The 25,643-nt window shown below is 69.8% G+C and carries 25 protein-coding genes; 8 read left to right on the top strand and 17 right to left on the bottom strand.

Going from position 1 to position 25,643, the window contains the following annotated elements:
- From QH948_RS00850 to QH948_RS00840, 3 genes are all read right to left on the bottom strand, one after another.
- A complete protein-coding gene (locus QH948_RS00850; protein ID WP_281145101.1) occupies nucleotides 1-714 on the bottom strand; it encodes an AzlC family ABC transporter permease in 714 nt (237 codons plus the stop codon).
- Nucleotides 711-1,331, bottom strand: coding sequence for a helix-turn-helix domain-containing protein (locus QH948_RS00845; protein WP_281145100.1), 621 nt, complete (start codon nucleotides 1,329-1,331; stop codon nucleotides 711-713). Before QH948_RS00845 ends, QH948_RS00850 begins: the two co-directional genes overlap by 4 nt.
- 177 nt (nucleotides 1,332-1,508) lie before the next feature.
- Entirely contained in the window at nucleotides 1,509-2,153 is a 645-nt protein-coding gene (locus QH948_RS00840) for a 4a-hydroxytetrahydrobiopterin dehydratase (RefSeq protein ID WP_281145099.1), read from the bottom strand.
- 272 nt (nucleotides 2,154-2,425) lie between these two features.
- On the opposite strand from QH948_RS00840, the gene QH948_RS00835 reads away from it, so the two are divergent.
- Entirely contained in the window at nucleotides 2,426-2,629 is a 204-nt protein-coding gene (locus QH948_RS00835) for a cold-shock protein (protein WP_219082018.1), read from the top strand.
- Nucleotides 2,630-2,732: 103 nt separating this feature from the next.
- Nucleotides 2,733-3,998 carry a chloride channel protein gene (locus tag QH948_RS00830; protein WP_281145098.1) on the top strand — a complete coding sequence of 422 codons (1,266 nt, stop codon included), beginning with the start codon at nucleotides 2,733-2,735 and terminating at the stop codon, nucleotides 3,996-3,998.
- Here QH948_RS00830 and QH948_RS00825 read toward each other — a convergent pair whose 3' ends face one another.
- The 4 genes from QH948_RS00825 to cls all read right to left on the bottom strand — a co-directional run bounded on the left by QH948_RS00825 (nucleotide 3,999) and on the right by cls (nucleotide 8,579).
- Complete coding sequence (locus QH948_RS00825; protein WP_281145097.1) at nucleotides 3,999-4,502, bottom strand: GNAT family N-acetyltransferase; 504 nt, start codon at nucleotides 4,500-4,502, stop codon at nucleotides 3,999-4,001. It abuts the gene before it with no gap.
- A gap of 51 nt (nucleotides 4,503-4,553) precedes the next feature.
- Nucleotides 4,554-5,183 carry a hypothetical protein gene (locus QH948_RS00820; protein ID WP_281145096.1) on the bottom strand — a complete coding sequence of 210 codons (630 nt, stop codon included), beginning with the start codon at nucleotides 5,181-5,183 and terminating at the stop codon, nucleotides 4,554-4,556.
- Nucleotides 5,184-5,185: 2 nt separating this feature from the next.
- On the bottom strand, nucleotides 5,186-6,589 hold the full coding sequence (locus tag QH948_RS00815; RefSeq protein WP_281145095.1) for a M15 family metallopeptidase: 1,404 nt from the start codon (nucleotides 6,587-6,589) through the stop codon (nucleotides 5,186-5,188).
- Between the two features lie 529 nt (nucleotides 6,590-7,118).
- Entirely contained in the window at nucleotides 7,119-8,579 is a 1,461-nt protein-coding gene (cls, locus tag QH948_RS00810; RefSeq protein WP_281145094.1) for a cardiolipin synthase, read from the bottom strand.
- Nucleotides 8,580-8,674: 95 nt separating this feature from the next.
- Here cls and QH948_RS00805 point away from each other — a divergent pair, with 95 nt between their 5' ends.
- Nucleotides 8,675-9,271 carry a GyrI-like domain-containing protein gene (locus QH948_RS00805; protein WP_281145093.1) on the top strand — a complete coding sequence of 199 codons (597 nt, stop codon included), beginning with the start codon at nucleotides 8,675-8,677 and terminating at the stop codon, nucleotides 9,269-9,271.
- Nucleotides 9,272-9,286: 15 nt separating this feature from the next.
- Here QH948_RS00805 and QH948_RS00800 read toward each other — a convergent pair whose 3' ends face one another.
- On the bottom strand, nucleotides 9,287-9,877 hold the full coding sequence (locus tag QH948_RS00800; protein ID WP_281145092.1) for a 3'-5' exonuclease: 591 nt from the start codon (nucleotides 9,875-9,877) through the stop codon (nucleotides 9,287-9,289).
- Between the two features lie 55 nt (nucleotides 9,878-9,932).
- Entirely contained in the window at nucleotides 9,933-10,778 is an 846-nt protein-coding gene (locus QH948_RS00795; protein WP_281145091.1) for a LysR family transcriptional regulator, read from the bottom strand.
- Between the two features lie 68 nt (nucleotides 10,779-10,846).
- On the opposite strand from QH948_RS00795, the gene QH948_RS00790 reads away from it, so the two are divergent.
- Entirely contained in the window at nucleotides 10,847-11,770 is a 924-nt protein-coding gene (locus QH948_RS00790; protein WP_281145090.1) for an EamA family transporter, read from the top strand.
- Nucleotides 11,767-12,354 (top strand): hypothetical protein, encoded by a 588-nt coding sequence (locus QH948_RS00785; protein WP_281145089.1) that lies wholly within the window; start codon nucleotides 11,767-11,769, stop codon nucleotides 12,352-12,354. Before QH948_RS00790 ends, QH948_RS00785 begins: the two co-directional genes overlap by 4 nt.
- A 3-nt stretch (nucleotides 12,355-12,357) precedes the next feature.
- On the opposite strand, the gene QH948_RS00780 is transcribed toward QH948_RS00785, so the two are convergent.
- Both QH948_RS00780 and QH948_RS00775 read right to left on the bottom strand, forming a co-directional pair.
- Nucleotides 12,358-12,981 (bottom strand): hypothetical protein, encoded by a 624-nt coding sequence (locus QH948_RS00780; RefSeq protein WP_281145088.1) that lies wholly within the window; start codon nucleotides 12,979-12,981, stop codon nucleotides 12,358-12,360.
- 28 nt (nucleotides 12,982-13,009) lie between these two features.
- Nucleotides 13,010-14,020, bottom strand: coding sequence for a serine hydrolase domain-containing protein (locus QH948_RS00775; protein WP_281145087.1), 1,011 nt, complete (start codon nucleotides 14,018-14,020; stop codon nucleotides 13,010-13,012).
- A 137-nt stretch (nucleotides 14,021-14,157) separates the two neighbouring features.
- Between QH948_RS00775 and QH948_RS00770 the strand changes: the two genes are divergently transcribed.
- On the top strand, nucleotides 14,158-14,910 hold the full coding sequence (locus tag QH948_RS00770) for a hypothetical protein (protein WP_281145086.1): 753 nt from the start codon (nucleotides 14,158-14,160) through the stop codon (nucleotides 14,908-14,910).
- A 343-nt stretch (nucleotides 14,911-15,253) separates the two neighbouring features.
- Here QH948_RS00770 and QH948_RS00765 read toward each other — a convergent pair whose 3' ends face one another.
- The 6 genes from QH948_RS00765 to QH948_RS00740 form a co-directional block, all read right to left on the bottom strand.
- The gene (locus QH948_RS00765) at nucleotides 15,254-15,664 is read right to left on the bottom strand and encodes a hypothetical protein (protein ID WP_281145085.1); all 411 of its coding nucleotides are present in this window, start codon (nucleotides 15,662-15,664) and stop codon (nucleotides 15,254-15,256) included.
- Between the two features lie 518 nt (nucleotides 15,665-16,182).
- Entirely contained in the window at nucleotides 16,183-17,163 is a 981-nt protein-coding gene (locus tag QH948_RS00760; RefSeq protein WP_281145084.1) for an AraC family transcriptional regulator, read from the bottom strand.
- A gap of 176 nt (nucleotides 17,164-17,339) precedes the next feature.
- Nucleotides 17,340-18,716, bottom strand: a complete 1,377-nt coding sequence (locus QH948_RS00755) for an anaerobic glycerol-3-phosphate dehydrogenase subunit C (protein WP_281145083.1) — start codon at nucleotides 18,714-18,716, stop codon at nucleotides 17,340-17,342.
- Nucleotides 18,713-20,023 (bottom strand): glycerol-3-phosphate dehydrogenase subunit GlpB, encoded by a 1,311-nt coding sequence (gene glpB / locus QH948_RS00750; protein ID WP_281145082.1) that lies wholly within the window; start codon nucleotides 20,021-20,023, stop codon nucleotides 18,713-18,715. Before glpB ends, QH948_RS00755 begins: the two co-directional genes overlap by 4 nt.
- Nucleotides 20,020-21,645, bottom strand: a complete 1,626-nt coding sequence (gene glpA, locus QH948_RS00745) for an anaerobic glycerol-3-phosphate dehydrogenase subunit GlpA (RefSeq protein WP_281145081.1) — start codon at nucleotides 21,643-21,645, stop codon at nucleotides 20,020-20,022. Before glpA ends, glpB begins: the two co-directional genes overlap by 4 nt.
- Nucleotides 21,646-21,941: 296 nt before the next feature.
- Nucleotides 21,942-22,835, bottom strand: coding sequence for a helix-turn-helix transcriptional regulator (locus tag QH948_RS00740; protein WP_281145080.1), 894 nt, complete (start codon nucleotides 22,833-22,835; stop codon nucleotides 21,942-21,944).
- A 99-nt stretch (nucleotides 22,836-22,934) separates the two neighbouring features.
- On the opposite strand from QH948_RS00740, the gene QH948_RS00735 reads away from it, so the two are divergent.
- Complete coding sequence (locus QH948_RS00735; RefSeq protein WP_281145079.1) at nucleotides 22,935-24,350, top strand: MFS transporter; 1,416 nt, start codon at nucleotides 22,935-22,937, stop codon at nucleotides 24,348-24,350.
- Between the two features lie 688 nt (nucleotides 24,351-25,038).
- Nucleotides 25,039-25,506: an alcohol dehydrogenase catalytic domain-containing protein gene (locus QH948_RS14110; protein ID WP_369076709.1), complete on the top strand. Its 468-nt coding sequence runs from the start codon at nucleotides 25,039-25,041 to the stop codon at nucleotides 25,504-25,506.
- Nucleotides 25,507-25,643: the final 137 nt, after the last annotated feature.

Here is a 25,643-nt window from a genome sequence, read left to right as displayed (position 1 = left end):
TCACACCATCCCCTTCACCGTCGCGTCGGCGCTCGCGGGCCGGTACCCCCACCAGGCGACGGCGGCGGCTGCTGCCCCGGCTGCCAGGATCGGGATGCCGGCGGGCGCGAGCGGCACCGCGAAGGCGGCCACGACCGCCGCGACGACGCCGATCGCGCGGGCCTGACGCTCCCTCAGCCGCGGCCACAACAGCGCGATGAACGCCGCGGCGGCGGCACCGTCGAGCCCCCACTGCTTCGGGTCGCCCAGCACGTTGCCCAGCAGCGCCCCGCCGAGCGTGGCCAGGTTCCAGAACGCGTACACGCCGACGCCCGCGCCCCAGAAGCCTGCGCGCCGCGCGGCGGGGTCGTGCTGGGCCATGGAGACGGCGACGGACTCGTCGATCGTGACCTGTGCGCCGGCGAGGCGGCGCCATCCCCTCAGGCGGAGCATCGGCGACATCTGGAGGCTGTAGAGGGAGTTGCGGACGCCCAGCAGGAACGCGGTCGCGGTCGCGGCGAGGCCTCCCCCGGCGGCGCCGATGACGCCGATGAACGCGAACTGGCTGCCCCCTGTGAACATCAGAAGGCTGAGCGCGCACGTCTGCCAGACGCTCAGGCCGGCCGCGACGGACAGCGCGCCGAAGGAGATGCCGTACGCGCCCGTCGCCAGGCCCACCCAGACCCCCTGCCGGACCGCCTCCCGCGTGGAGCTGTGCCTCGTCGTGTCGCTCATGCGCCCGGGTGCTCCATCATCAGGACCAGCCAGCTGCCCGGCTCCAGCGCCTCGCAGTAGTGCGGCACATCGCCGGGGTAGGTGACGTAGTCCCCGACCCCGAGCTCGACGGTGTCGCCCTCGGCGCCGATGACCACGCGACCCGCGGCGACGATCGCATGCTCGACCGAGCCGCGCGGATGCGGCCTGGATTCCCGCGGCGCCCCGGGCTCGACCTCGATGACGTACAGGTCGCGGCGTTCGTGGCCGTTTCCGGGCGCGAGCAGGGAGGCGAGATAGTTGGCCTGGTCCGACGCGAGCGGGCTGCGCTCGTCGGCGCGCACGACACGTGTCGTCGCCTGTGGCGCGGCCAGCAGCCTGGACAACGGGATCCCGAGCGCCGTCGCGATGGCCCAGAGAGTCTCCACCGAGGGATTGCCCGACCCGGTCTCCAGCTGCGACAACGTCGACTTCGACACCCCGGCGCGCCGCGCGACGGCGCTGAGCGACAGCTCGGCCCGGACCCTCTCCGCGCGCAGGTTCGCCGCGATCAGCGTCACCGGGTCGTCGACACGGCCCGTCCTGCCATGCCTTGCGTCGTGCGATCCACCGTCGCGGTAGTCAGAGCCATCATCCATGCGTTCGGTATATCACACGAACGTTCCTTATGCAGGACGCCTTGGGTGACCTGCAGACGCCAACGATATTCACCGACGCCAACGATATCCGCGCGAAAATCGTTGGCGTCCGTGCATATCGTTGGCGTCGCGGTGTTTTCGTTGGCGTCTACCAGGCGGCGGCTCCAGCGAGGCTCGTCAGTCGTCGCGGCCAAGCGCCGAGCAGACGCACACCTTGTTCCCCTCCGCATCCTCGAGGATGGTCCAGGACGGCTCATGGCTGGTGTCGACGAGGCGGCCGCCGGCCTTCAGCGCCGCCGCCACCCGCTTCTGTGCCTCATCCGGGGGCACGGTGATGTCGAAGTGGAAGCGCATCCGCGCCGGGTCGGTCGAGGTGGTGTCCTGGAACCACAGGCCCGGCAGCTCGCCGGCCGGGTCCACGAGCGCGTCGGAGTCCGCGTCGCCGAGGGCCAGCACCGCCGCCCAGAACGGCCGGATCGCATCGGGGTCCAGCGTGTCGAGGCCGACCTCCAGGGCCTGCAGCTTGTCCGGACGCGGCGCGAACCCCGACTCCTCCGCCACGACGGAGATGCGCCGGCACAGCTCGATGTCGCGATCCGTGACGCCCCCGACGTCGTGACTCGTCGACGTGATCTGCACGTGTCCGTAGCGCAGGTCGACGTCCGGATGGTGGTTCAGCTCGTCCGCGATCCTCGCGACCTCGGCAACGAAGGCCGCCCCCGCCGAGAAGTCACCCGTCTCGAAGCGGGCATACAGGGCCTCCAGCATCCACCGCCAGTCGGCCAGGTCGACGTCCCCGACCCTCAGTGTCTGTGTGCTCATCCGACCACGCTAGGCCGACCGTGGGTCCACCGTCGGGACAGATCGATCGGATCCGCCGAGGGCGGAAGCCCGCTCGTGCCCGCAGGTAGCGTAAGCTGGCTCCGCGCGGGCAACCAGCTCGCGACTGTGCGAGGGCGTCATGGGCGGCCCCGCAACGTCAGACCCACTAGCTTCGACCCGGCGCCACCATGAGCGGCGGGCGTGCGGCCGGCACGCATTACCTCCTGAACGTATGGGAGCGCCGGAGAGTTACAAAAGCAAGGAATGACATCGTGGCCGAAGGCACTGTCAAGTGGTTCAACAGCGATAAGGGATACGGCTTCATCGCCCCCGATGACGGCACCGCCGATCTGTTCGCGCACTACAGCGAGATCGCTACGTCGGGTCGTCGTGACCTGTTCGAGAACCAGCGCGTTGAGTTCGAGGTGGGTCCCGGTAAGAAGGGCCCCCAGGCGACCAACATCCGTCCCCTCTGACGGATCCCAACACCGCCGAGGCGCGGTGGTCTCTTCGGAGACCACCGCGCCTCGGTCTATCCCGGGCGCCTCTGCGGCGCGCCCACCCTCTAGGGTGAACGACGTGGTGACCCGATTGCGCGACGAGCCCTGGGCGCGGCTCGCGCTGGCCACCATCGCCGTCGGCGTCGCGGCCGGGCTCGGTGCCCTCGCGCTGGTCTTGGTGGTCCACTCCGTCGAGGATCTGGTGTGGGGGCACGCGTCGGGCCCGTTCCTCGACAACCGCGCCTACCCGTCGAACCGGTGGCTGCCGCTCGTCGTGCTCAGCTCCGCGGGCGTCGTCCTCTCCGTGGCCTGGTACGCGCTGCGCCGCTGGGGCCCCCCACTCGTGTCCATCAGGGACTCCATGCGAGGCACCCGCATGCCGGTACTCGGGACGGCGCTCGACGCCCTGATCCAGGTCATCGGGGTCGCGCTCGGCTCCCCGATCGGCAAGGAGGTGGCGCCCCGCCAGCTGGCGGCGATGCTGGGCGACCGCGTGGCCGCGCTGCTCGGCGTCGACCGACGGTGGGTCGCGCCACTCATCGCCTCCGCCGCGGGCGCCGGCCTCGCCGCCGTCTACAACGTGCCGCTGGCCGGCACGCTCTTCGCGCTCGAGATCCTGCTGGCCAGGGTCAACCTGCGCCTGGCGGGCGTCGCGCTGACAGTCAACGTCATCGCGACCCTCGTCGCCCGCCCCCTCGTTCCCGACACCTCCCTCTATACCGTGCCGGAGGCGACGTCGACGTGGTGGGTGATCGCCGTCGCGCTGGCCATCGGCCCGATCCTCGGCTGGATCGGCGCGAGCTTCGCGCTCCTGATGCGACGCCTCACGAAAGACCGGCCGACGGGGTGGCGACTCCTGCTCTGGCTGCCGCTGACGCTGGCCGCCGTCGGGCTGCTGGCCGTCTGGTTCCCGCTGCTGCTCGGCAACGGCCGGGCGATCGCGCAGGTCGCGTTCGACGGGTCGGGCCCCATCGCGCTGCTCCTCGCGCTGGCCGTCCTCAAGTACCTCGTCACCTCGGCGACGCTCGGCGCGGGCGCCATCGGCGGCACCCTTCAGCCCTCCATCGCGATCGGCGCCGCACTCGGGGCTGCCACCGGTTTACTGCTCGGCTGGGACCAGCCCCAGGTCACGGCGCTGGCCATCGTGGGTGCGGCCGGCTTCCTGGCCACGACCATGCGCGCTCCACTGACAGCGCTGGCCCTCGTCCTGGAGTTCACGGGCACCGGCTTCACGCTGCTGGTCCCCGTGACCGTCTGCGTGGTCGCCGCGCTCGGCACAGCCGAACTCATCGACGGGCTCAGCCACCGCCGCCGAGCCCGCGCCCGCCTGCAGGCCGAGGCCTGATCAGAGCGCCAGCGTCATCTGGATCCGGCGCCCGTACCGGTCGAGCCCCACCAGGTGCTCCGCCCCCACCAGCGCCCGGTGGAAGTCGGTCTCCGGCTCCGTCTCCACGAACCCCAGCGACGCGTAGAACGGCGCGTTGAACGGGACGTCGGCGAAGGTCCGCAGCGTCAGCCGGGTGTGCCCTCGATGTCGCGCCTCCTCGGCGACCGCCTCGACCAGCCGGTGCCCGATGCGCTGCCTGCCGTGCTCCGGCATCACGGAGACCTGCTCCAGATGCGCCACGTCCTCGACCTCGAGCACGTGCACGAAACCCACCACGCCAGCCGACAGCACCTCCTCCGCCACGAGCAGGAAGCCCGGCTGGGCGGCCCGCTCGGCCCCCGTCGGCGCCGGCTCCCAGCGGTCGGGGTGCAGCAGTTCGGTCAACAGCCGGTCGGCCGCCTCCTCGACGGCCTGCACGGAGGGCAGGTCGCGCGGCACCGCTGGTCGGACGAGGACTGGCATGGCCTCATCGTAGGTCCACCCCCGACGAGGGCCGACGGTGTCCGCAGGGCCTCAGGCGAACTCGGCGACGATCGCCGCCACCTCGTCGGCGTCCAGCTCCTGTTGCACGACGGTGACGTGCGCCGTTGGCCCGGCCGCGGTGACGATCTCCGTCCACACGTCGCCGTCGATCGGACGTGCGACGGCGTCGTCGGACACGGCCGTCGCGCCGCAGTCGACGGAACCGGCCAGGTAGCTCGACACGAACGACGAGGCGTCGGACTCGTCGTCGAAGGAGACGACCTCCACCACTGCCGGGGCGCCGTCAGGGGTGGTGAAGGCCCCCTCGACGACCCTGCCAGGGGTCGGCAGCTGCGACCGGTCCGTGCACGCGTAGGACGCCCAGATCTGCATGATCTCCTCGACGTCGCGCTCCGACGCCCACGCGACGTCGGGGCTGGCGGCCTCCTCGTCGACCGACTGGGGCCGCTGGCTCCAGCCGCTGACGCTGGGCAGCGACGACGTGTCGACGGTGGGCGTCGGGCCCGGTTCGGGCGCGGCCGGCGAGGTCATCACAACGCTGGGAGCGACGGACGACGGCGAGACGGAAGGCTCCGACGGCGAGGGCATCACGTCCCCGCCGCCCTGGCAGCCGACCAGGGCGATGCTCGCCGCCACTGCGGCCATGACCAGACGCCTCATCGTCACCCCTGGAAGTGCTGCCAGTCCCAGCCGGAGTACCAGTCGAAGCCACGCTGCTTCAGCTCCTTGACCAGCGTGGAGTTGGAGTGGAGCAGCCCCTGGACCTTCGGCCGGTACGTGCCGTACTTCGACGACGGGTACCACTTGCCGTTGACGCGGTACGGGTTCTCATAGGTGTTGACGTCGACCGAGCGACCGTAGGAGTGCGGCGAGACGCGGTACGGGTTACCGGTGACCTTGCGGCAGTTGAACGCGGACGTGTTGTTCGCGGCCATCATCGTGACGTCGTCGGCCTTCCACACGTCGGGGTTGCTCATCCGGTTGATGTTGAAGCCCTTGAAGAAGGCGGCCTTGAACGCCGCCCGGACCTTCGTGGCGACGTCGCGACGGACGATCAGCTTGCCGGTCGCGATCTTCCCGTCGTAGTTCCAGTACGTCATCGAGATGGTCGACAGCTGGCTGGTGCCGACGGGGCAGCCGGTCTGGTAGGTGTACTTCACCTCGGAGGCCCTGGTGTTCGTGATCGACGACTTCCACCCGGCGATGCGCTTCTGCGTGAAGGTGTCGGAGTAGACCCAGCCGAGCTTCGAGTCGATTCGCAGCCGGTACGTGTGCGTCCCCTTCGTGACCTTCTTGTACAGCTCGATGGTGAACTTCCCCGACGAGTCGGCCTTGCCCGAGTCGACGTTTACCCACTTCTTCCCGTTGTTGTACTGCAGCTTCACCGTGCTGCTCGAGGCGCCCTTGATGGTGCCCTTCACGTAGCTGGCGAAGTGGATGACCTTCGTCTTCGCGTAGCTCGTGACCGTGATCTTCGCGGTGCGGGTGAAGACGATGACATCGGACGTCATGGCGAAGCCGTCGTAGGTCGCGCGGACGCGGAACTCCTGCGTGCCGACGGTGTTGAGCCCGTACAACAGCCGGAGCCGGAACGTGCCGTCCGTGTCGGCGGTGACGCTGTTCACGTCACGCCACGCGCCCGAGTAGTACGCCTGCACGACGACGTCGGCGGGGGCCGCCGGGGAGATCGTTCCGCTCGCGTAGCCGTAGGTGCCGACCGGCTTGGTGGTGTCGGCCTTGACGGTCAGCGTCGGCTCGACCGCGACCCCCTCCACCCGCGAGCTCGCCGGGGTAGAGGCCTGCTCGGACGGAGTCGCCGCGGTCGGAACCTGCGTCGGTTCGACCGGCTCGGGGGCCTCACTCGGGGAGGCGCTCGCCGACGGCGGGGCCGGCGGAGCTGCGGACTCCGACGGTGCGGCGCTGAGCTCTGCGCTGGGGCCCGGGGACGAGCTCGCCTGGGCGTCGGGTGCCGGGCTCGGCACATCCTCCGCGACCGCGGTGAGCGTCGAGGCGGCCAGCGCGACGCTGACAAGGCAGGCGACGGTTAGCCGCTTCGCACTTCTCATGCGGGTCACCGTAGCAAGGCCGGGGCTCCCCCCTGCGCGCCCTCAACCGCGCCGCCGAGCCTCAACCGGGTCGCCGAGCCTCAACCGGGTCGCCGAGCCTCAACCGGGTCGCCGAGCCTCAACCGGGTCGCCGAGCCTCAACCGGGTCGCCGAGCTTGTCGAGGTGCCCCGAGGGAAGCGAGGGGTCAGACCCGGCCACGATCGGGCCAGGGTGAACCCCTTCGACAAGGCCTGTGCTGAGCCTGTCGAAGTGCTCAGGGCCTTTCGACAGGGCCTGTGCTGAGCCTGTCGAAGTGCTCAAGGACCCGGGTCGCCGAGCTTGTCGAGGTGCCTCGAGCGAAGCGAGAGGACAAACCCGACCACGATCGGGCCAGGGTGAACCCCTTCGACAAGGCCTGTGCTGAGCCTGTCGAAGTGCTCAGGGCCTTTCGACAGGGCCTGTGCTGAGCCTGTCGAAGTGCTCAAGGACCCGGGTCGCCGAGCTTGTCGAGGTGCCTCGAGCGAAGCGAGAGGACAAACCCGGTGAACGTCAGTTGAGCGCCGACGCGAGGCGCGCGATGCCGTCCCAGAACGTCCGACGGAGCGGCTCCTTGCGCCAGTCCTCCAGCGTCAGCTCGCGGCTGATCTCGCGGTACCGGGCCTCGACCGCGCGCATGTCGGCGACGAACGACTCGCCGCGGACCATCATCGACACCTCGCAGTTGAGCGTGAACGAGCGGATGTCCATGTTCGATGACCCGATGACGGCAATGTCATCGTCGACCGAGAAGAACTTCGAGTGGAGGATGTACGGGCCCGGGTAGAGGAAGATCCGCACGCCGGCGACGAGCAGTTCCTCGTAGTAGGAGCGCTGCGCGTGGAACACCATGGCCTGGTCGCCGATCTCGGAGACGAACAGCTGCACGTCCAGCCCGCGCTGCTTGGCGATGGTCATGGCGTAGAGCATGGCCTCGTCGGGAACGAAGTACGGGCTGGTGATGATGACCCGCTCGGTGGCGCCGTGGATCAGCGAGAGGAACAGCCGTAGGTTGTTCTCGGTCTCGTAGCCGGGCCCGCTGGGCACGATCTGGCAGAGCAGGTCCTGCGGCTGGGCGGGCACCTCGGGCGCGTCGATGTGCTCGCTGATGAGCTCCTCGCCGGTCTCGGCGAGCCAGTCGGTGAAGAAGACCGCGTCGATGGCCGCGACGGTCGGGCCCTCGACGCGCGCCACGAGCTCGACCCATTTGAGGCCGCGACGGTGGTTCTTCTTCGAGTTGTAGGTGCGGTCGATGAGATTCTGCGACCCGATGAAAGCGACGGTGCCGTCGACGACCAACAGCTTGCGGTGATTGCGCAGGTCGGGGCGCTGGTACTTGCCCTTCAGCGGCTGCACGGGCAGCATCCAGGCCCACTGCACGCCCATCCGGTCGAGCTCGGCCAGCATGTGCTTGGCGCCGGGAAGCTTGCGCGACGCGATGTGGTCGGTCAGCAGGCGCACTGTGACGCCACGCTTGACCGCGTTCTCCATGGCCTCGAAGAAACCGCGCGTGGTGTCGTCGAGGGAGGCGATGTAGAACTCGACGTGCACGAACCTGGTGGCCTTCTCGATCTCGCGCGTCATCGCGTCGAGCTGCTCCCGGTAGTCCGTGATAAGCACGGCGGAGTTGCCGGCGACCGCCGGCAGGTGCGTGAGGGCACGGTTCTGCTCGACGACGCGCTGGAACCAGCGCGGCCACCCCGGGTCGGCGATGGGCACGTCGGCCGCGTGCTCCGCGAGCAGTCGGTCGACGAGCTTCTGCTCGTCGCGACGACGCTTCGGCAGATGGTAGAAGCCGATAAGGAGGAACAGGATGGTCCCCAGGTACGGGATCAGCATGATCGCCAGCAGCCAGGCCATCGCGGACGTCGGCTTGCGGTTGCGCGGCACCACCATCAGGAGCACGATGCGGATCACCAGGTCGATGAGCAGCGTGGCGGTCCAGACGACGTTGATCCACATGTCACCGTTCACGGTGCTTCCCTTTCGCGCGGTCGGGCGTCGAGAACGCTACCGGATCCGGCCGTTGGACACCCGGGCCGTGGGATCCTCGGACGGTGAAGCACGACGTGAAGAAAGGTCCCCTGTACCGGGCGGGCACCGCGGAGTTCTCCGAGGTGGACGTGCGCCCCACCCGCTACCTCGCCGTCGACGGCCACGGCGACCCCAACACCACCGACTCCTACGCGTCAGCCGTCGAGGCGCTCTACGCCACGGCCTACGGCGTGAAGTTCGCGTTTCGGGCGCGCACCGGCGACGACTTCGTCGTCGGGCCGCTCGAGGGACTGTGGTCGAGCGATGACCCCGCCTCGTTCGCCGCTGGGCGCAAGGACGACTGGGACTGGACGATGCTGATCCCACTAGTCGACGCCGTGAGCCACGAGGACGTGGCGGTCGGGCTGAAGAAGGCCGCGGCCAAGAAGCCCGACCTCCCTGCGGCACGGCTGCTCGAACTGCACGAGGGCAGGGCACTGCAGATCCTGCACGTCGGCAGCTACGACGACGAGGCCCCGACGCTGGCGCGCCTGCACGACGAGGTCATGCCGGCTCTCGGCGTCACGTTCAACGGCCCGCACCACGAGATCTACCTGAGCGACCCCCGACGCGTCGCGCCGGAGAAGCTGCGGACCATCCTGCGCCAGCCCGTGCGACCGGCGGCCGGGTGACGGAGGTCCGGCCCGTCAGCGCACGCGGAGGCGCGCCCTGCGCAGCTCCTTGACCTGGACGTCGAGCGCCCCCGCCAGTTCCCGCAGGCTGCCCACGTGCTGCAGCTGCCGCCGCATACCGTCGACCACCGCGACCACCGCGCGGGCGTCGGCCAGAGCATCGTGGTGCCCGACCATCACCTTGCCGACCGCCTTCATCACGGTCGGCAGCTTGTAGTCGGACAGCGGCCACAGCTCCTTCGCCATGTCCCTGGTGCAGACGTACTCCAGGTCGGGGGTCTCCAGCCCGTCGACCTCGCAGGCCTGGCACAGCACGCTGGCGTCGAACGACGCGTTGTGCGCGACGAGCACGTCGCCGTCGATGAAGTCCACGACGCGCGGGAGGAAGTCGCGCCACCGTGGCAGGCGGGCCACGGAGCCCGCGCTTATGCCGTGCACCCGCACGTTCCAGGAGCTGAACTCGTCGTGCCCCGCCGGCGGGCGCATCAGCCAGTGCCGCTCGTCGACCGTGACGCCTCCGCGGACCTTCACCAGCCCGACGGAGCACGGCGAGCCCCGGAAGGGGTTGGCGGTCTCGAGGTCGATGGCGGTGTAGTCGAAGGGCATAGGGCGTAGTCAAGCACAGGGCCTCAGGGGCAAAGGGGCCGAGGCACGTGAGCCGTCAGGAGGCGTAGAGAGCGGTGACGGCTTGGACCAGGTCGCGGAGCCCGGGCGGCGGGTCGCCGCGCCACCAGGCCAGCCGGACGGGGATCCGGGAGGCGTCCTTGATGGGCCGGTAGGCGACGCCGGGGCGTGGGTGGTGGTGGGCCGTCGCCTCGGCCGTGGTGCCGACGCCCCGTCCGGCGGCGATGGCGTCGAGCCAGCTGTCGACCTCGTAGGTCTCGATGAAGCGCGGCTCACGCCCCGGCCACAGGAGGGGTCCCGTGGTGCCGACCCGCGGGTCGATCACGACGGTACGCTCGGCGATCTCCCCCATCGTCACCTGCCGTCGTCGCGACCACTGCGCGTCGTCGGAGGCGAACGCGACGAGCCTCCGCTCCAGCCCGACGACCACCGAGTCGAACCTCCTCTCGTCGACGGCGACCCGCGTGACGGCCACGTCGGTGAGGCCCTCGACGAGCCCGGACGAGGGGGTGTTGACCCGCACGAGCTCGAGGTCGATGTCGTCGCGGGACCAGCCCCGCTGGAGCTTCGCGGTGTGGCTGCCGAGCGCGGCCCAGGCGTAGCCGAGCCGCAGTGTCGAGTGGCGGGTGGCGACGAACTCGGTGAAGCGGTCGGCCTCGGCGAGCACGCGCCTCGCCTGTGGCAGGAGCCGCTGGCCGGCGCCGGTCAACTCGACACCACGCGGGAGCCGCCGGACCAGCCGCTCCCCGAGGGCCCGTTCGAGGCCGGCGATGGTGCGCGAGACGGCCGCCTGGGAGACGTGCAGTCGCGCCGCCGCGTCGGTGAAGGTGCCGGCGTCCACGACCTCGGCCAGGAACCGCAGCTCCCTCAGAGTCCATTCCATAACCACAGCGTATGGCTCCCACGAATCATGCACTTCACTAATGGGATACACGGCCGTACGGTTCTCGCGTGACCACGACCACCGCCCCCGCCGTGGCGGCCCCGATCGCCGCCGCGACCGCCAGCTCCCGCCAGCGCGCCGCCGGCATCGCGGCCCTCGTCGGCGGCTCGGCGTCGAACCAGGTGGGCGCGGCCGCAGGGGCGCACGCATTCCCGGTCATCGGGGCCGTGGGCGTCGTCGCGATCCGCCAGCTGACCACCGCCGCGGTGCTCGTCCCTCTTGTCAGGCCCCGACTGCGCGCACTGACTCGCGCACAGTGGGGGCCGGTGCTCGGCCTGGTGGCGGTGTTCAGCGTGATGAACCTGTCCCTGTACCTGGCCGTGGACCGGATCGGCCTGGCGCTGGCCGTCACCCTCGAGTTCCTCGGGCCGTTGACCGTCGCGCTGCTCGGATCGCGGCGTCGGATCGACCTGGCCTGCGCGCTGCTCGCAGCCGCGGGGGTGGTCGTGATGACTCGGCCCGGGCCGACGACGGACCTCCTCGGCGTCGCCCTCGGGCTGACGGCCGCGGCCGCGTGGGCCTGCTACATCTTGCTCAACCGCAGCGTCGGCCAGCGGCTGCCCGGGCTCGAGGGCACCGCGGCCGCGAGCCTGGTCACGGCGCTGGTGTGGCTCCCCGTCGCCGCGGTGTGGTTCGTGCTGCACCCGCCGACACCTGCGGCGATCCTCCTTGCCGTCAGCTGCGGCGTCCTGTCGTCGGTGGTGCCGTACGTGGCGGATCTGGTAGCGCTCCGTCGGGTGCCCGCCGAGCTGTTCGGCACGCTGTCGAGCGTCAGCCCGGTGTGGGCCGCGCTGGCCGGGTGGCTGCTGCTCGGCCAGGCGCTGGAGGTCCACGAGTGGCTGGGCATGGCGCTGATTCTGGCGAGCAACAGCGCTGTTTCGGTGGCGGGTCGCCCGGGAGTGCGACGGGGTGGAGGCACAATCGGCGCATGAGCGTGCGACGCATCATCATCACCATCGCGGTGGTGGCATGCGCCCTACTCGTCGGCTGCTCGACACCGTCCCGCACTCCCGGGTCCGTGGCGACCACCGCGTCTCCGCCTCCTGCCACGCAGTCCTGGGAGGGGCCCGTCCCGACCGATACCGGGTCGCCGGACACCCCGTCGGCCGCCCCAAGCCCGACCCCTCCCCGATCCGGCGGCACCCCGGTGTCGCGTGGGCGCTTCCAGGACGCCGAGAGCGGCACGTACTATTTCGTCAGTCCCAGCGGGAACCTGCACTGCGCCATCGACACGTTCGAGGCTCAGCCCGCTGCGGCCTGCCAGTCGGACGCCCCCGTCGCGAACCTGCGGGACTGCCCGGATTCCCCCGTCGTCGCGTTCTCGCCCGACCGTGGTGCCGCCACCGGCTGCACCGAGGGGCGGCCGTTCTACGGCGGGGACAGGGTGCTCGAGTACGGCCAGTCGCTGACGGTGGAGTCGCTGACGTGCTCGTCGCGCTCCACCGGCATCACGTGCCTCGACGACGACGGTCGCGGATTCACGGCCGCCCGCGCCGGGTTCATCGTCTGGGGGTGAGCGTCACGGTCTAGCCCAGGCGCCGTCGACGGGGCCGCCATAGATGCTGAACCCGTCCGCGGGGCCGGGGTTGTAGCCGATCACCCCGCATCGCTGGCACCAGACGGCCTCGCCATTGAGGAGCGCGGCCGGGCCGAACTCCTTCCTGGCTGCAAGGAAGCCGGGCCGGTCCTGCTTCATCGCCATGGCCGGGTCGCCGACGAGCACGTCGTAGGACCCGCAGGCGGCGCAGGACAGCTCGGGGTCGAAGTAGTCATCCTCGTTGGGCTCAGGGGTGTCGTCGTCGTGGTCGAGGTGCCCGATCAGGAACCCGAACCTGTCGCACGCCTCGCAGATCCAGCACGTGAAGATCTCGTCGTCGGTGAAGTTGTCCTGCAGGTCCTCGAAGGCGGTCGGGTCGAACTGCTCGAGTTCCGCATAGTCGACGCGGCGGGCCGGCTGGCCGCAGACGTGGCAGACGGGGTTGGCGCGGGCATCTTCGTCGGTCTCGTCGGCCGCAGGGCCGAAGGCGACGCGTCTCCCGTCGTTGACGTCCACCATCACGGTGCCGTTCGCCGCCACGGGAAGCGTGTAGTCCGCCTCGGGGCGGGGCCGCTGCGCGCCGCGCTGCTTCTTGCGTCTGCCCATGGGTCCTCCTGAGTCCGGGGTCACGAACCTACAGGTTGTCGATCCCGAGCGCCTCGCCGACGCCCCAGGCGCCCATGCCCGTCGTCGCGAGCACCGACGCCGTGGTGCCGGTCGCGACGTCGTGCTCCGAGGCAAACGACGATCCCGCGTCCATCCCGACGAGCCGGACCCGGCCTGGGCCAGGCACCCAGAAGCCCAGGCCATAGCCGACCCCCTCGCCGCTCTCGTCGGGGGGAGTGACCATCGAGGTCATCTCCGTGACCGCGTCGGCCGGGACGATCCGCCCCGCCAGGAGCGCCCTCCAGAAGCGCTGCAGGTCCGCGGCCGTGGTGTAGATGCCCCCGTCGCCGCCGCCGATGACGGGCAGGTGGAAGACGTTGGTGCGCCATGCACCGTCGACCTGTACGTAGCCGACGGCCGCGTCGCCGAGAAGCCGGTCGCTGCGGAGGTAGTCGGTCGCGGTGAGACCGGCGGGCCTGATCACGCGTTCGCGGACGAGCTCGTGGAACTCGATGCCGGAGGCGCGTTGAGCCAGGAGCGCCAGCACGACGAAGCCGCCGTTGCAGTAGCTGAACCTGCTGTCGGGCTCGAAGATCGACTCGTGGCCGTCGAGGACGCCGAGGTAGTCCTCCGGGGAGACGTAGCCGCTCATCGGACCGGGCAGGAGATACTCGGAGAGGTCCGCGTCGTCGTCGAGGTACTCGCCGATACCCGAACGGTGGGCGAGCAGATGCCTGACCGTGACCCGGTCGTCGATGAGGGGGAGGTCGTCGCCGAGGATCGATCGGGCCGTCGTGTCGAGCGTGAGGGTGCCGTCGACGATGAGGCTCATCACGGCCAGGGCGGTGAATCCCTTCCCGCCGCTCGCGATGGCCACGCGGTGCGTGGGGGCCATCGCAATGTCGTGGCGCCGGTCGGCGAGACCCCAGGCCGTCTCGAGGGTCGTCTCGTCTCCGACGTCCACGCGCGCGACCCCGGCGCTGGGCTCGGCCAGTGACTCGGTGATCGCCGCGTCGACCGCGGCCTGCTGCGCTGTCATATGCCCAACTCTAGGCAGGCCGGGTCCGGAACCCGCCGGAAGCTGTCAGCAGGGTGTCAAAGCGCTGTGAGCCGAACCTCCGGGGGCGCCGGGGTTGGCCGCGGGTGACAGACTGGGCGGCTGAAAGGTGGTCCACGATGCGGCGACATGCCCCCACGATCCCGGCCCGGACGATCGGCCTTGCGCTCAGCCTGACGGTGGTGGTTGCGCTGAGCGGCTGCTCGACGGCCACGACCGGCGACTCGTCGGCCTCGTCGTCGGCGAACTCGGCGGTCACCCCGTCGGCCGCAGCAAGCTCGGAGTCGGCGTCGCTGCCGACCGCGTCGACGTCGTCGTCCGCCGTCGGCACTGAGGAGGCCGCGCCGGCGGGATACCGGTACGTCGAGGCCCCGATGCTCGGGCTGACGCTGGCGATCCCCGAGGACATGTCGATCCTCGCCTCCGGTTCAGCGTTGACCACCATGACCGACGAGGAGTTGCAGTCGGAGGCCGAGGCCGAGGGCAAGACGCTGGAGGAGTTCCACCAGCGGTGGGACAACGTCGACCTGGTCGCCTACGCCGACGACGTCAGCGACGGCGTGATCAGCGTCGAGCTGACCCTGGCACCCAAGCTGACCGAGCTTCCGGTCGGAGACACGCTCGTGACGGCCGCCACCAAGTCGGGACTCGAGGACGCCTCCACGTTCGAGATCGACACGCTGTTCGGCACCGGCGTCGGCTACCAGGCCACGAACCCTGCCGACGGCGACGCGGCGGCGTGGGTGATGTCGGGCGTGTACATGCAGCACACGGACGGGACTATCTTCAGCCTGACGCTCTACACGAGCGACGAGAACGCGATGGCCGAGACGATGCCGGTCGTCCTCGACTCGATGGCGACGGTCGGCTGACGGACGCACGCCGCAGGCCGGCTGCCTCTGGTGGAGTCCGGCGATCTGGGCCCCTTCGCTCCGCTCAGGGCGTTTCGACAGGCTCAACGACCCGAACAGCCGAGCCGCCTGCGGTTCCCTGAGCCTCCCCGGTTCCCTGAGCTCGTCGAAGGGCCCTGAGCGAAGCGAAGGGAACCCCTCGCACCGAAACCCCTCTCGCTGCGCTCGAGGCGCCTCGACAAGCTCGGCGGCCCAGAGATCCCTGAGCCTCCCCGGTTGCCTGAGCCAACCCGGTTCCCTGACCCCAACCCGGTTCCCTGAGCTCGTCGAAGGGCCCTGAGCTCGTCGAAGGGTCGAAGCCCCGCTAGGCCTGGCAGAGGCTGGCGAGCGAGGACAGCGACTCCTGCATCTCGGCCTTCGCCGTCTCCAGGCTCGCCTCGGAGGTGGTGTCCCCGTCGACGAGCTGCTGCAGCACGTCTCGGACCGCGGCGACGTCCTGGCGGGTGGCGTCGAGCGCCTCCTTGACCTCGGTGTTCGAGACCGTCGCGGTCAGCGTTCCGAACGTGACGGCGAGCTGGGTCCAGGCGTCAACCGCGCCCTGGGGGTCGGTGTCGAGGGAGTTCGACGTGTCCTGCAGGACTGTGACGACCTCCGACAGGGGCTCGTTCAGGCTGGCACACGCGTCGGCCACCGACTGGTTCGAGCCCCCGGAGCATCCCGCGAGGCCGACGACGACGGTCACGGCCAGGGCACAGCTGACGAGACGACGATTCACGATGATCCCTTCCGCCCCGGCATCTCGCACGGGGACCCGTCGAGCGTAACCCGACGCGTCAAGCTGACCAATCCGGCACCCACCCGACGTCAAGCCCCCAACCCTTTCCGCACAAAGATGCCTATGCCGGGAGCGCTGCAGCATGGCCGCAGCGGCCCCGAAATGCGCATCTTTGTGCCCAGGAACCGAGCCGGCTGAGCGAACGTCACGCCCGACGGGGCTCAGCCTCCCGCGACGCAGCCGAGGATCTCAGGGGCGGCGACCCAGATGTCGGCGTGGTTCTGCTTCCCGGCCGGGCAGAGCAGGGAGAAGGTATAGGTGAAGGTGACGACGCCGGTGGACGTCGACCCGGTAGAGGGGTCACCCGCCCGCCGCAGCAGGCCTCCTCAAGGGTGTGGATCAGCGCCCACGACGTCAGGCACGCATCCACGTACACAACTGTGGCCAGAGCCGTAGCACCCGTCCATGTTCGAGTGCTCCGGCTCTGGCCACAGTTGTGCACGGAGGGCCGCCGAGCACTACCCGGAGGCGTCTGTGACAGACACCGAACGCAGGGCGCGCTGCAGCGACGAGAGTGAGCCGAAGCCGCAGCGGCGAGCCAGGTCTGCGCGGGTCACCGAAGGCTCGGATCGCAGGAGTTCAAGGGCGGCGACGGTGCGCGCGTGCTGCAGGAGCTTGACGAACGTGGTCCCGCCGTTCTGCAACTCGACCTGGATGGTGCGAACCGCGACGTTGAGATGCCGCGCAACATGCTCGATGCGCAACTCGGCCTCATGGAAGTGGTCGAGGATGTAGCGGTGCACCCGAGAGAAGAGCGGCTCGACGGGCGTGCGGCGGCCGAACGCACTCACCAGCAGGCTCCGGACGACCTCGAGCGCCACGGGTTCGAGCGCCTCGGCGATCTCGGGCCGCGGGTCAACGATCGTGCAGGTGTTGGCGATGAAGGCCAGCAGCGGCGTGAGCGTGCCCGGAGTGACGCGTCGGCCAGGTGGACGCTCGTCCATGTCCGGCACCAAATCGGCGAACCGGGCGGCGTCCATGCTGACGTAGAGCACCTCGGTCCGCGGCCCTGAAGTCGTGAACCGGATGGGTGTGGTCCCCGGGCGCACAAGGCTGATGCCGGGGTCCCAGGACAGAATTCCTCCGTCGGACTCGATCTCCAGGTTCCCCCGCATCCGGATGATGAGTGTCATCGTCTCCGAGGAGAACTCGTCACGTGGCCACAACACCGTGGTCTCGGGCATCGTGACGTGCACGAACACCAGGTTGGGGAATCCGGCCACGCGGGCGGCCAGCTTGTCGCGCACGACGGTCTGGACCTGCAGGTTCGCCCTCTGCAGATAGGCGATGCCCTTCATCGAGGACCGGACCCCATCCTTGTCCTCGATGATGAAATCGCTGCGGACCAGGCGCTTTGTCCCAAGCCGCCCCTCCCACTTCTTCCGCCGCGCGTCGGCGTCGAGAAGCGGAGGCTGCTCAATCTCCTCTGTCGGCCCCATACCTGTGCAGCTAAGTATGAAGGCGGCATTTCGTCAAGGCGGCGGTGAAATTGCCACAAGCGACGCAACGTATGACCATCGGCATGCCGCAGGTGTCACCGATACCCACGGAGCGCCGCCGGGAGCACGGAAGCCCGACGCCTCGCAGGGGCGGGCACCGGCATAGGGGCCTCCGCTCACACCTCGGGGCTGAACACGTCCGAGAGCCCGTAGGCCGCGTGGATCACGTGGACCGGATGCACCGTCGAAACGCCGGTGGAATTGCGGATCTGCCAACGACAGGTCTCCGTGTCACACACCGCCAGACCCTCGTTATGCTCCTTGACCTTCTCGAAGAGGTTCCTGCCGACCGCCTGGGCGACGTCGTACTTCTCCTTCTTCAGGCCATAGGTGCCGGCGATGCCGCAGCAGTTCTCCTCGGACTCGATGACCCGGATACCCGGCACGAGCTCCATCAACCGGATGGCCGGCATGCCCATGCCCTGGCTCTTGACCTGGCACGGCGCGTGGTACGGGATCTTCATCTCCAGGGACTTGAAGTCCGTGGGCAACTCACCCTCGTCGAACAGATCGAGGAGGAACTCGCTGGTCTCACGCATGCGCGTGCCGACACTGCGCACAGCCGGGTCATCGACGCCCATGATCTCGTGCGCCTCATGCTTGATCATGCCCGCACAGGACCCAGAGCTCGAGATGACGGTCAGTTCCTTGCCGGCCGCGTTGAGCTGCTCACACAGCTTCACGACACGCTTGCGTGCGCTGTCGAAGAGCCCGTTCGACTGCTCGGCCAGCCCGCAGCAGCCCTGCTTCGGGACGAGGACCTCGAAGCCGAGGTGCTCGAGCACCTCGATGGTCTTCTTGGAGGTCTCCACCTCGAAGTAGGTGCCTGCGCAGCCGGTGAAGAACACGACTGGGCCGCGGTCGGGCTGCCCGGGGCGACGGGGGGCCGGCCCCTTGCGGTGCTTGAGCCAGCCCTTGATGCTCTGGCTCTGGGCGACGGGCATCGGCGCGTCGCGGTGCACGCCGACGACCTTCTCGACGGCGACGCGGATCGGCTTCTGCTTCAGCGCCCAGTTCGCGACGGGCGCGAACGGGGTCAGCAGGCGACCCTCGAGCTCGGTCTGCGTGATCAGCCGGTCGCGCAGCGGCATGTGGTCCTTCTTCATGACGGCGCGCGCCATGGAGTTGATCTCGGCGATCTTCACGTCCTGCGGGCAGTTGAGCGTGCAGATACCGCAGCTGGAGCAGTAGTCGAGCGTGTGGTCGACCGACTCGCCGTTGCGGAAGCGCTCGGCCTGCGGGCCGACGAACTTCGGGCCGCTGAACAGCGGGGTGACCTTCGCGACGGGGCACATCGTCTCGCAGATCGTGCACTTGACGCACTGGTCCAGCGACACGCGGTTCAGCTGCTGCGCCTCGTAGGTGTTGGGGTTGTCCTTGATGCGCGGGCTCACGGCCGCCAGGAGTTCCCACACCGTCTGCCCGGGCGCCAGTCCCGGCCTGGGCCCTAGCTCCTTCGCCGGGGTCTCGTTGGTGTCCAACAGGTCGCTCATCGCTGTCCTCCCGCGAGATTGCTGATGATGGCGTCAGCGGCGCGCACGGCGCTGGCGACGGCGATGCCCTCGCCGCTCTTCTCGTCCCATCGCTGGGCCCCGGCAAGCACCCCGCCGGCCGCATACAGGTTGCTGTAGACGGGCTTGTTGGTGGCCGGATCGACGACGACCATGTCGTCGTTGGTGGCGACGCCCACGCTGAACAGCGGCTGCTGCCCGGCCCAGGTGTCGTGGATGAGCTCCCCGGCCGGGATGGCCAGCGGGAGACCGAGGATCGTCTCGGACACCTTCTGGTAGGAGTCCAGCTCGAGAGTCCCGGACTCGAAACCACCCGCGGCAAGCAGGAACGCCCGCGCCTTCAGGTGCGTGTCGTGGCCGGTGGTGCCGACGACGCCGGCCTGAAGCACCCCGCCGGCGGAGTCGGCGCCCAGCACGTTGCTCCCGAGGAAGACCTCGACGCGCGCCTCCTTGGCGATGCGGGTGAGCCGGTCGTTGAGCCGCATGCCCGGCACGCCGGGCGGCGGCACCGGGATCTCGAACATCGGGGAGCCGACCTGCGCCCGCAGATCCGCGAAGGCCGCAGGGTCCTCGTGGCCGAGGACGGCGGGCAGCGCGATGGTCTCGCCCGGCCTCACCAGGGCCTTGAGCTGGTCGACGAGAGCGCCGCGGCGGGCCGGGTCGTCGAGCGCGCGGGCGATGTTCAGGCCCGTCGAGTCGACCTCGCCGTCGCGCGCGGGGAAGCTGACCCAGTCGGCGCGGGCCTCGAGACGGCCGCCGCCGGGCAGGTCGTTCAGCGCCAGGTTGCCGGCGATCAGTTCGGGCGTGAAGTCCTTGAACTCACGGATGCCGACGACCACCACCGCGGACCCGGCCGTCAGCGCGCCCGGCTTCGCGGGGTCGAGGCTGATGACGCCGTCGGCCATCGACGGCGGGTAGTAGGCGGTGGGTCGCAGCGCACCGACGGCGGTGGGAAGCGCGACGTTGACCTCGGCGTCACCGACGAGGTAGTCCTCCCCCACCAGCTCGGCGAGGTAGCGGACGCCCTCGCGGATCGCGTCGGCGCCGGTGTGGGCGTAGGGGTGGGGGATGTCGCTGGCGCGGTGCTGGTCGGCGAGGAACTCGTCGAGTTCGTCGAGCGGGCGCGCGACTCGCTGCGGCCGGTAGCCGAGCACGTCGACGGTGCCCTGACCGAGCTGTAGGCCGCCGCGGCCCTTGTGGACGAGCGCGACCGACAGGCCCGCCTGGCGCAGCCGGATCGCCGCGACGAGACCCGAGAGCCCCGCTCCGATCACCATGACGTCTCTCATCGGGCCACCTCCACGGCCTCGCTGTCGGTCGGGACACCCACGGGGTATCTCTCCGGCGGATTCTCGTCGCCCGGCGCGTGGTCGATGTCGAGCGTGCCGCGCATGATCCACTCGTCGAGCGCGGTCTGGCGCACCTGGGCGCCGGCCAGGATCGGCCACAGGCCCATCCAGCGGTGCTTCATGAACTCACGCAGTTCCAGCGTGGCGCCGGCGGAGTCCTGGATGCCGTTGGTGCACAGCAGCCCGGCGGCCCTGGTGGAGCAGAACCCACCCTGGCATGGGCCCATGCCGAGGCGGAGCCGACGGCGCAGGTCGTCGAGCGTGGCGTCGGGGTTCTCCTCGACCAGCTCAGTGAACATCTGCTTGCTCATCAGCTCGCACTCGCAGATGATCTGGTCCTCCTGGAAATGGTGGTCGCGTTCCTCGAGGCGGTGGGTCACCTTGTAGTTGTGCGTCTTCCTCGACGTGGGCACCGGCTCCTGGTCCGTGGTGCAGGGGCGGTCCTCGCCGAGCTGCTCGCACATGATGTCGACGATGCGCTTGGCCATCAGGCGGTAGGTGGTGAGCTTGCCTCCCGTGATGGTCAGCAGGCCGTGCAGGTCGTCGCGCTCGAGGTGGTCCAGTACCGACATGCCGCGGCTCATGTGGCGGGTGTCGGTGGCCTTGACGCGGTTGTCCTTGACCAGCGGCCGGGCTCCGGACCAGGCGTGCACGGCGCGGGCCTCGCGGAACCCGTCGATCATCGCGGCGCCGGAGTCGAGCATCTGCTGGACCTCGTTGCGCGGGATGGGCAGGTTGTCGGGGTCGTCGGCCTTCACGTCGGTGGTGCCGATGATGGAGACGGTGTGGACGGGGACGAGGATGTCGCCGTCGGCCGGGTAGATGCAGCGGTTGACCACCGAGTTCACGAGGCGGTGGTTCATCGCGATCATGATGCCGCGGCCGGGGACGACGTCGACGTCGTGGCAGCCCGCGAAGCCCGCGATCCGGCCGGCCCACGGCCCGCCGGCGTTGATGACGAAGCGGCAGTCGATCGTGATCCGTCCGCCGGCCTTACGGTCGATGCACTCGACGGCGGTGACCCGGTCGCCGACGCGGTGGATCTTGTCGACCTCGTGGTAGGTCAGCACGGTGGCTCCGTGTTCCTTGGCGGATTCCACGGCGCCCCACACCATCGCCCAGCCGTCGACGGTGCCGTCGAGGACGGCGAAGGCCCGCTTGGTGCCCTTGTGGAGCCGGGGTTCGCGCGACAGCGCCTGCGCGATCGTGATCTCCTCGGCCGGCATGTGTGCCTTCGCGGCGCCGGCCATGAAGCCCTCGGAGTACTCCTCGGAGTCCTCGGGCGTGACGACGAACAGGCCGCCCGTCTGTTCGACCGCGTCCGTGTGGATGCGGGTGATGATCGCGTTCTCCTCGGCGCACTCGCGCGCCGACTCGGGGTCCGAGATCACGTAGCGGCCGCCCGAGTGCAGCAGGCCGTGGTAGCGGCCCGTCGTTCCCTGCCCCAGATCGGCCCGGTCCACCAGGACCACGGAGAGCCCGCGCATCGCCACATCGCGCGCGACCCCGGCTCCCGTGGCACCGCCACCGATAACGACGACGTCGACCGACAGATCCGTCATGTCCACCTCCATGAATGGGTCTCTTGCACCTGCGCAATAACCCGTTCTGCCAGAGTAGAAGTGCTGCACCTTGGGAGCCATGTCGCTGAGCGGATGTGCACGGCGAGGTAACTCCGTCGGAACCAATGACCTGCACGTTACTACGCACGACGCCCACATCTGGTCGGCGGGGAACCGTTCAGCGGCGCTGCATGGACGCGATTTCCCACACCGTCTTTGGCGCCATTATTTTGGATAGTCGCATGTTTTTAAAAAGGGGTCGCCGATTCTCCGTCCGGATGACATTTTCGGGCCCGTCAGGCCGGGACCTCGTCGTCCGACGGGGTCAGCGTCCAGCTCGCCAGCAGGCTGAGGGCACGCTCGGCGTCGGAGTCCGGCGGTGCACTGTAGACGTTGAGCCGCTGACCGGGGTCCCCGGGCAGTTCGAGGGCCTCGTAGTCCAACTCAAGGACGCCCACCAGCGGGTGATGGAGCCGCTTCCGCCCGGAGCGGTGGTAGCGGACGTCCTGCGCGGCCCAGAGCCGCCGGAACTCCTCGCTGCGGGTGGAGAGCTCGCCGATCAGGTCACTGAGGTCCTTGTCGTACGGGTCCCGACCGGCCTCGATGTGCAGGAAGGCGACGCAGTCGTCGGCGACCTTCTCGTAGTCGACGAAGAACTCGGGCGCCGACCGGTCGAGGAATGTGAAGCGGGCGGTGTTGGGCGGCTGGCCGGGCGTGTGGGCCTCGGCGTACTCGTAGATCGGCGCATACAGCGCGCGCCCGAGCTCGTTGCAGGCGAGGATGTCGAACCGCTGGTTGCGCAGGTACGCGGGGCTCTGGAGCTGGTCGAGGAGCCGCTGGATCGTGGGGCGGACGCGCCGCCGGGCGGCGGGCCTCTTGCGGGGCCGGGGCGTGCTCGCCGAGTGGACGAGCCGGAACAGGTGGTCGCGCTCGGTCTCGTCGAGGCTCAGAGCGTGGGCCAGCCCGTCGAGGACGCTCTCGGAGACGCTGCCGACGATCCCGCGCTCGAGTCGCGTGTAGTACTCGACGCTGATGCCCGCCAGGAGCGCGACCTCCTCGCGGCGCAGCCCCGTGACGCGACGGTTGGCTCCGTAGACGGGGAGGCCGGCCTGGTCGGGCGTGATCCGGGCGCGTCGGGAGGCGAGGAACTCGCGGAGTTCGGTGGTGGCGGGGCTCGGTCGGGTGGGCATGCTTCAACGCTACGCGGCCGGGGCGTCCTCGGCAGACCCTGCCAGTACCCCTCTCCGGCGGGTCTGGTTGGCTCGGTGAACCGGGCGTTTCCTGGATACATGAGCATTTCACGAACCCCGGCGGGAGCGACGACGGCGGGCCCGCAGCACCCGCGCGCCGTCCTTTTCATCATCCTGGTCAGCTACTTCCTGATCCTGCTGGACAACTCGGTGATCTTCACCGGGCTGCCCGCGATCAGCGAGGCGCTGAACATGAGCGCTGCGGGGTTGTCGTGGGTACAGGACGCGTACACGCTCGTGTTCGGCGGCCTCCTGCTGCTGGGTGCGCGCCTCGGCGACATCCTGGGTCGCCGTCGGGTGTTCGTCGCGGGTCTCGCGATCTTCGTGACCGCGTCGTTCCTCGTGGGCGTGGCGCCCGCGTCGTGGTGGCTCATCGCCGCGCGCGGCCTGCAGGGCATCGGCGCGGCGATCGTCGCCCCGTCGGCGCTGTCGCTGCTGACGGCCAGCTTTCCCGCAGGCCCGCAGCGTGACCGGGCCGTGGCTGCCTACGCCGCCACGGCGGGCATCGGCGCCAGCCTCGGCATGCTGGTGGGCGGGGCGGCCGCCCAGTGGGTTTCATGGCGGGCCGGCTTCTTCATCAACGTGCCGCTCGGCATCGCGATGGCGATCCTCGCGCCACGGTACCTCCCGGACACCCGTCCCGAGCCCGGCCCCTTCGATGTCGTCGGCGCGCTCGCCGCGACGCTCGGCGTCGGCGCCCTGGTCTTCGGCATCCTCGAGTCGGCCACGCGCGGCTGGGTTGACCCCGTTGTGATCGTCTCCATCGTCGCCGCGGTCGCGCTGATCGCCGGGCTCGTCGCCAACGAGCGCCGGGTCGCGCAGCCGATCATGCCGCTGCGCCTCTTCAACGACCGTCGCTGGGGCGCCTACGCGGCCCGCGCCCTCTACCTGGGCGCGATGATGGGCTTCTTCTTCTTCACGACGCAGCTCATGCAGGTTGTCCTGGGCTTCACGGCCTTCCAGGCCGGCCTCGGGTTCCTGCCGATGACCATCGTGAACTTCGCCGTCGCACTCGGCGTGCCGCACATCGCGAAGAGGTTCGGCTCCGCGTCCGTGCTGGCGGCCGGCGTCGCGTTCACGCTCGTCGGCATGGCGTGGCTCGCGCAGGTCGACAACGCGAGCGTCTACCTCACCGGCGTCGCGCTGCCGATGGTGCTGATCGGGCTGGGCCAGGGCCTCGCCTTCGCGCCGCTGACCAGCTACGGGATCATCAACGTGCAACCGGGCGATGCCGGCGCCGCCAGCGGCCTGGTCAACACCGCCCACCAGCTGGGCATGGCGACCGGCCTCGCGATCCTCGTCGCCGCCTCCGCCCACGCGGGCGACCTGACCGCCCAGGTCTCGGTCGCCATGACCTGGGGCAGCGGAATGCTGGCCCTGTGCCTGGTCGTCGTCCTGGCCGTGATCGTCCCCGCCCGCCAGCCGCAGCGGACCCCCGAACCCGCCGCGGCCTGACCCACCCCGACCCGGTTCCCTGAGCCGACCCGGTTCCCTGAGCCGACCCGGTTCCCTGAGCCCGACCCGGTTCCCTGAGCCCGACCCGGTTCCCTGAGCCCGACCCGGTTCCCTGAGCCCGTCGAAGGGCGTTGAGGAGGCTCCCCGGCGCCGACGACACGACTCAACCCGACCACCCCAAGGCACCCCAGTCCCACCTCTCGACAAGCTCGAGGCGTTTCGGCAGGGCATGTGCTGAGCCTGTCGAAGTGCTCAACGACCCGGTTCCCTGAGCCGACCCGGTTCCCTGAGCCGACCCGATTCCCTGAGCCGACCCGATTCCCTGAGCCCGACCCGGTTCCCTGAGCCCGACCCGGTTCCCTGAGCCCGTCGAAGGGCGTTGAGAAGGCGCCCCGGCGCCGACGAAACGACTCAACCCGGCCACCCCAAGACACCCCACCCCGACCTCTCGACAAGCTCGAGGCGTTTCGACGGGGCCTGTGCTGAGCCTGTCGAAGTGCTCAACGACCCGGTTCCCTGAGCCCGACCCGGTTCCCCCCGTCGAAGGGCGTTGAGAAGGCACCCCGGCGCCGACGAGACGACTCACCCCACCAAAGGAGAACCCCCATGAAGGCAACACTGTTCAACGAGGACGGCACCATCTCCCTCGGCGAGCGCCCCGACCCCCCTCCAGGAACCCACCGACGCGCTGGTCCGCGTCGTCCGCGGTTGTGTCTGCGGCTGCGTCTGCGGGTCAGACCTCTGGTACTACCGCGGCATCAACAAGCACCGGGCGGGCGGCATCGGACACAAGTTCATCGGCGTCGTCGAGGAGATCGGCAGCGCGGTGACGGCGCTGCACGTCGGCGACCTCGTCATCGCACCCTTCACTTTTCAGCGACGGGACCCGCCAGGCCTGCGTCGCGGGATTCCCGGCCAACTGCTTCCACGGCGGCTCGTTCGGCGACGGCATCCACGACGGCGGGCAGCCCCGGCGACACCGTCGCGGTCGTCGGTGAAGGTGTGGTCGGGCTGTCCGCGGTCCAGGGCGCGAAGCTGCTGGGCGCGACCCGGATCATCGCCCCCTCGACGAGCCTGCCGAAGTGCTCAGGGAACCGGAACCAGGCTCAAGGGAACCGGGGCCAGGCCCGAAAACCAACGCGCGTCAGTCGCGTAACTACATCGGTGTAAGACTTATCCGCAGGTGTGAACAAGTGTGTGGATAAGTCGGTGCATTATCCCCATGGGCGGTGCACAGCGCTGGATTCTGAGCGTGGAAAGCCTGGGGACGGCGCTGGCACGGGTTGTACACAG

It is taken from the genome of Tessaracoccus lacteus (genome assembly GCF_029917005.1).
GTDB classification, from domain to species: Bacteria; Actinomycetota; Actinomycetes; order Propionibacteriales; family Propionibacteriaceae; genus Arachnia; species Arachnia lactea.
Note: the sequence above shows the minus strand (reverse complement) of the source record. Positions and strands in the feature narration are given on the sequence as shown.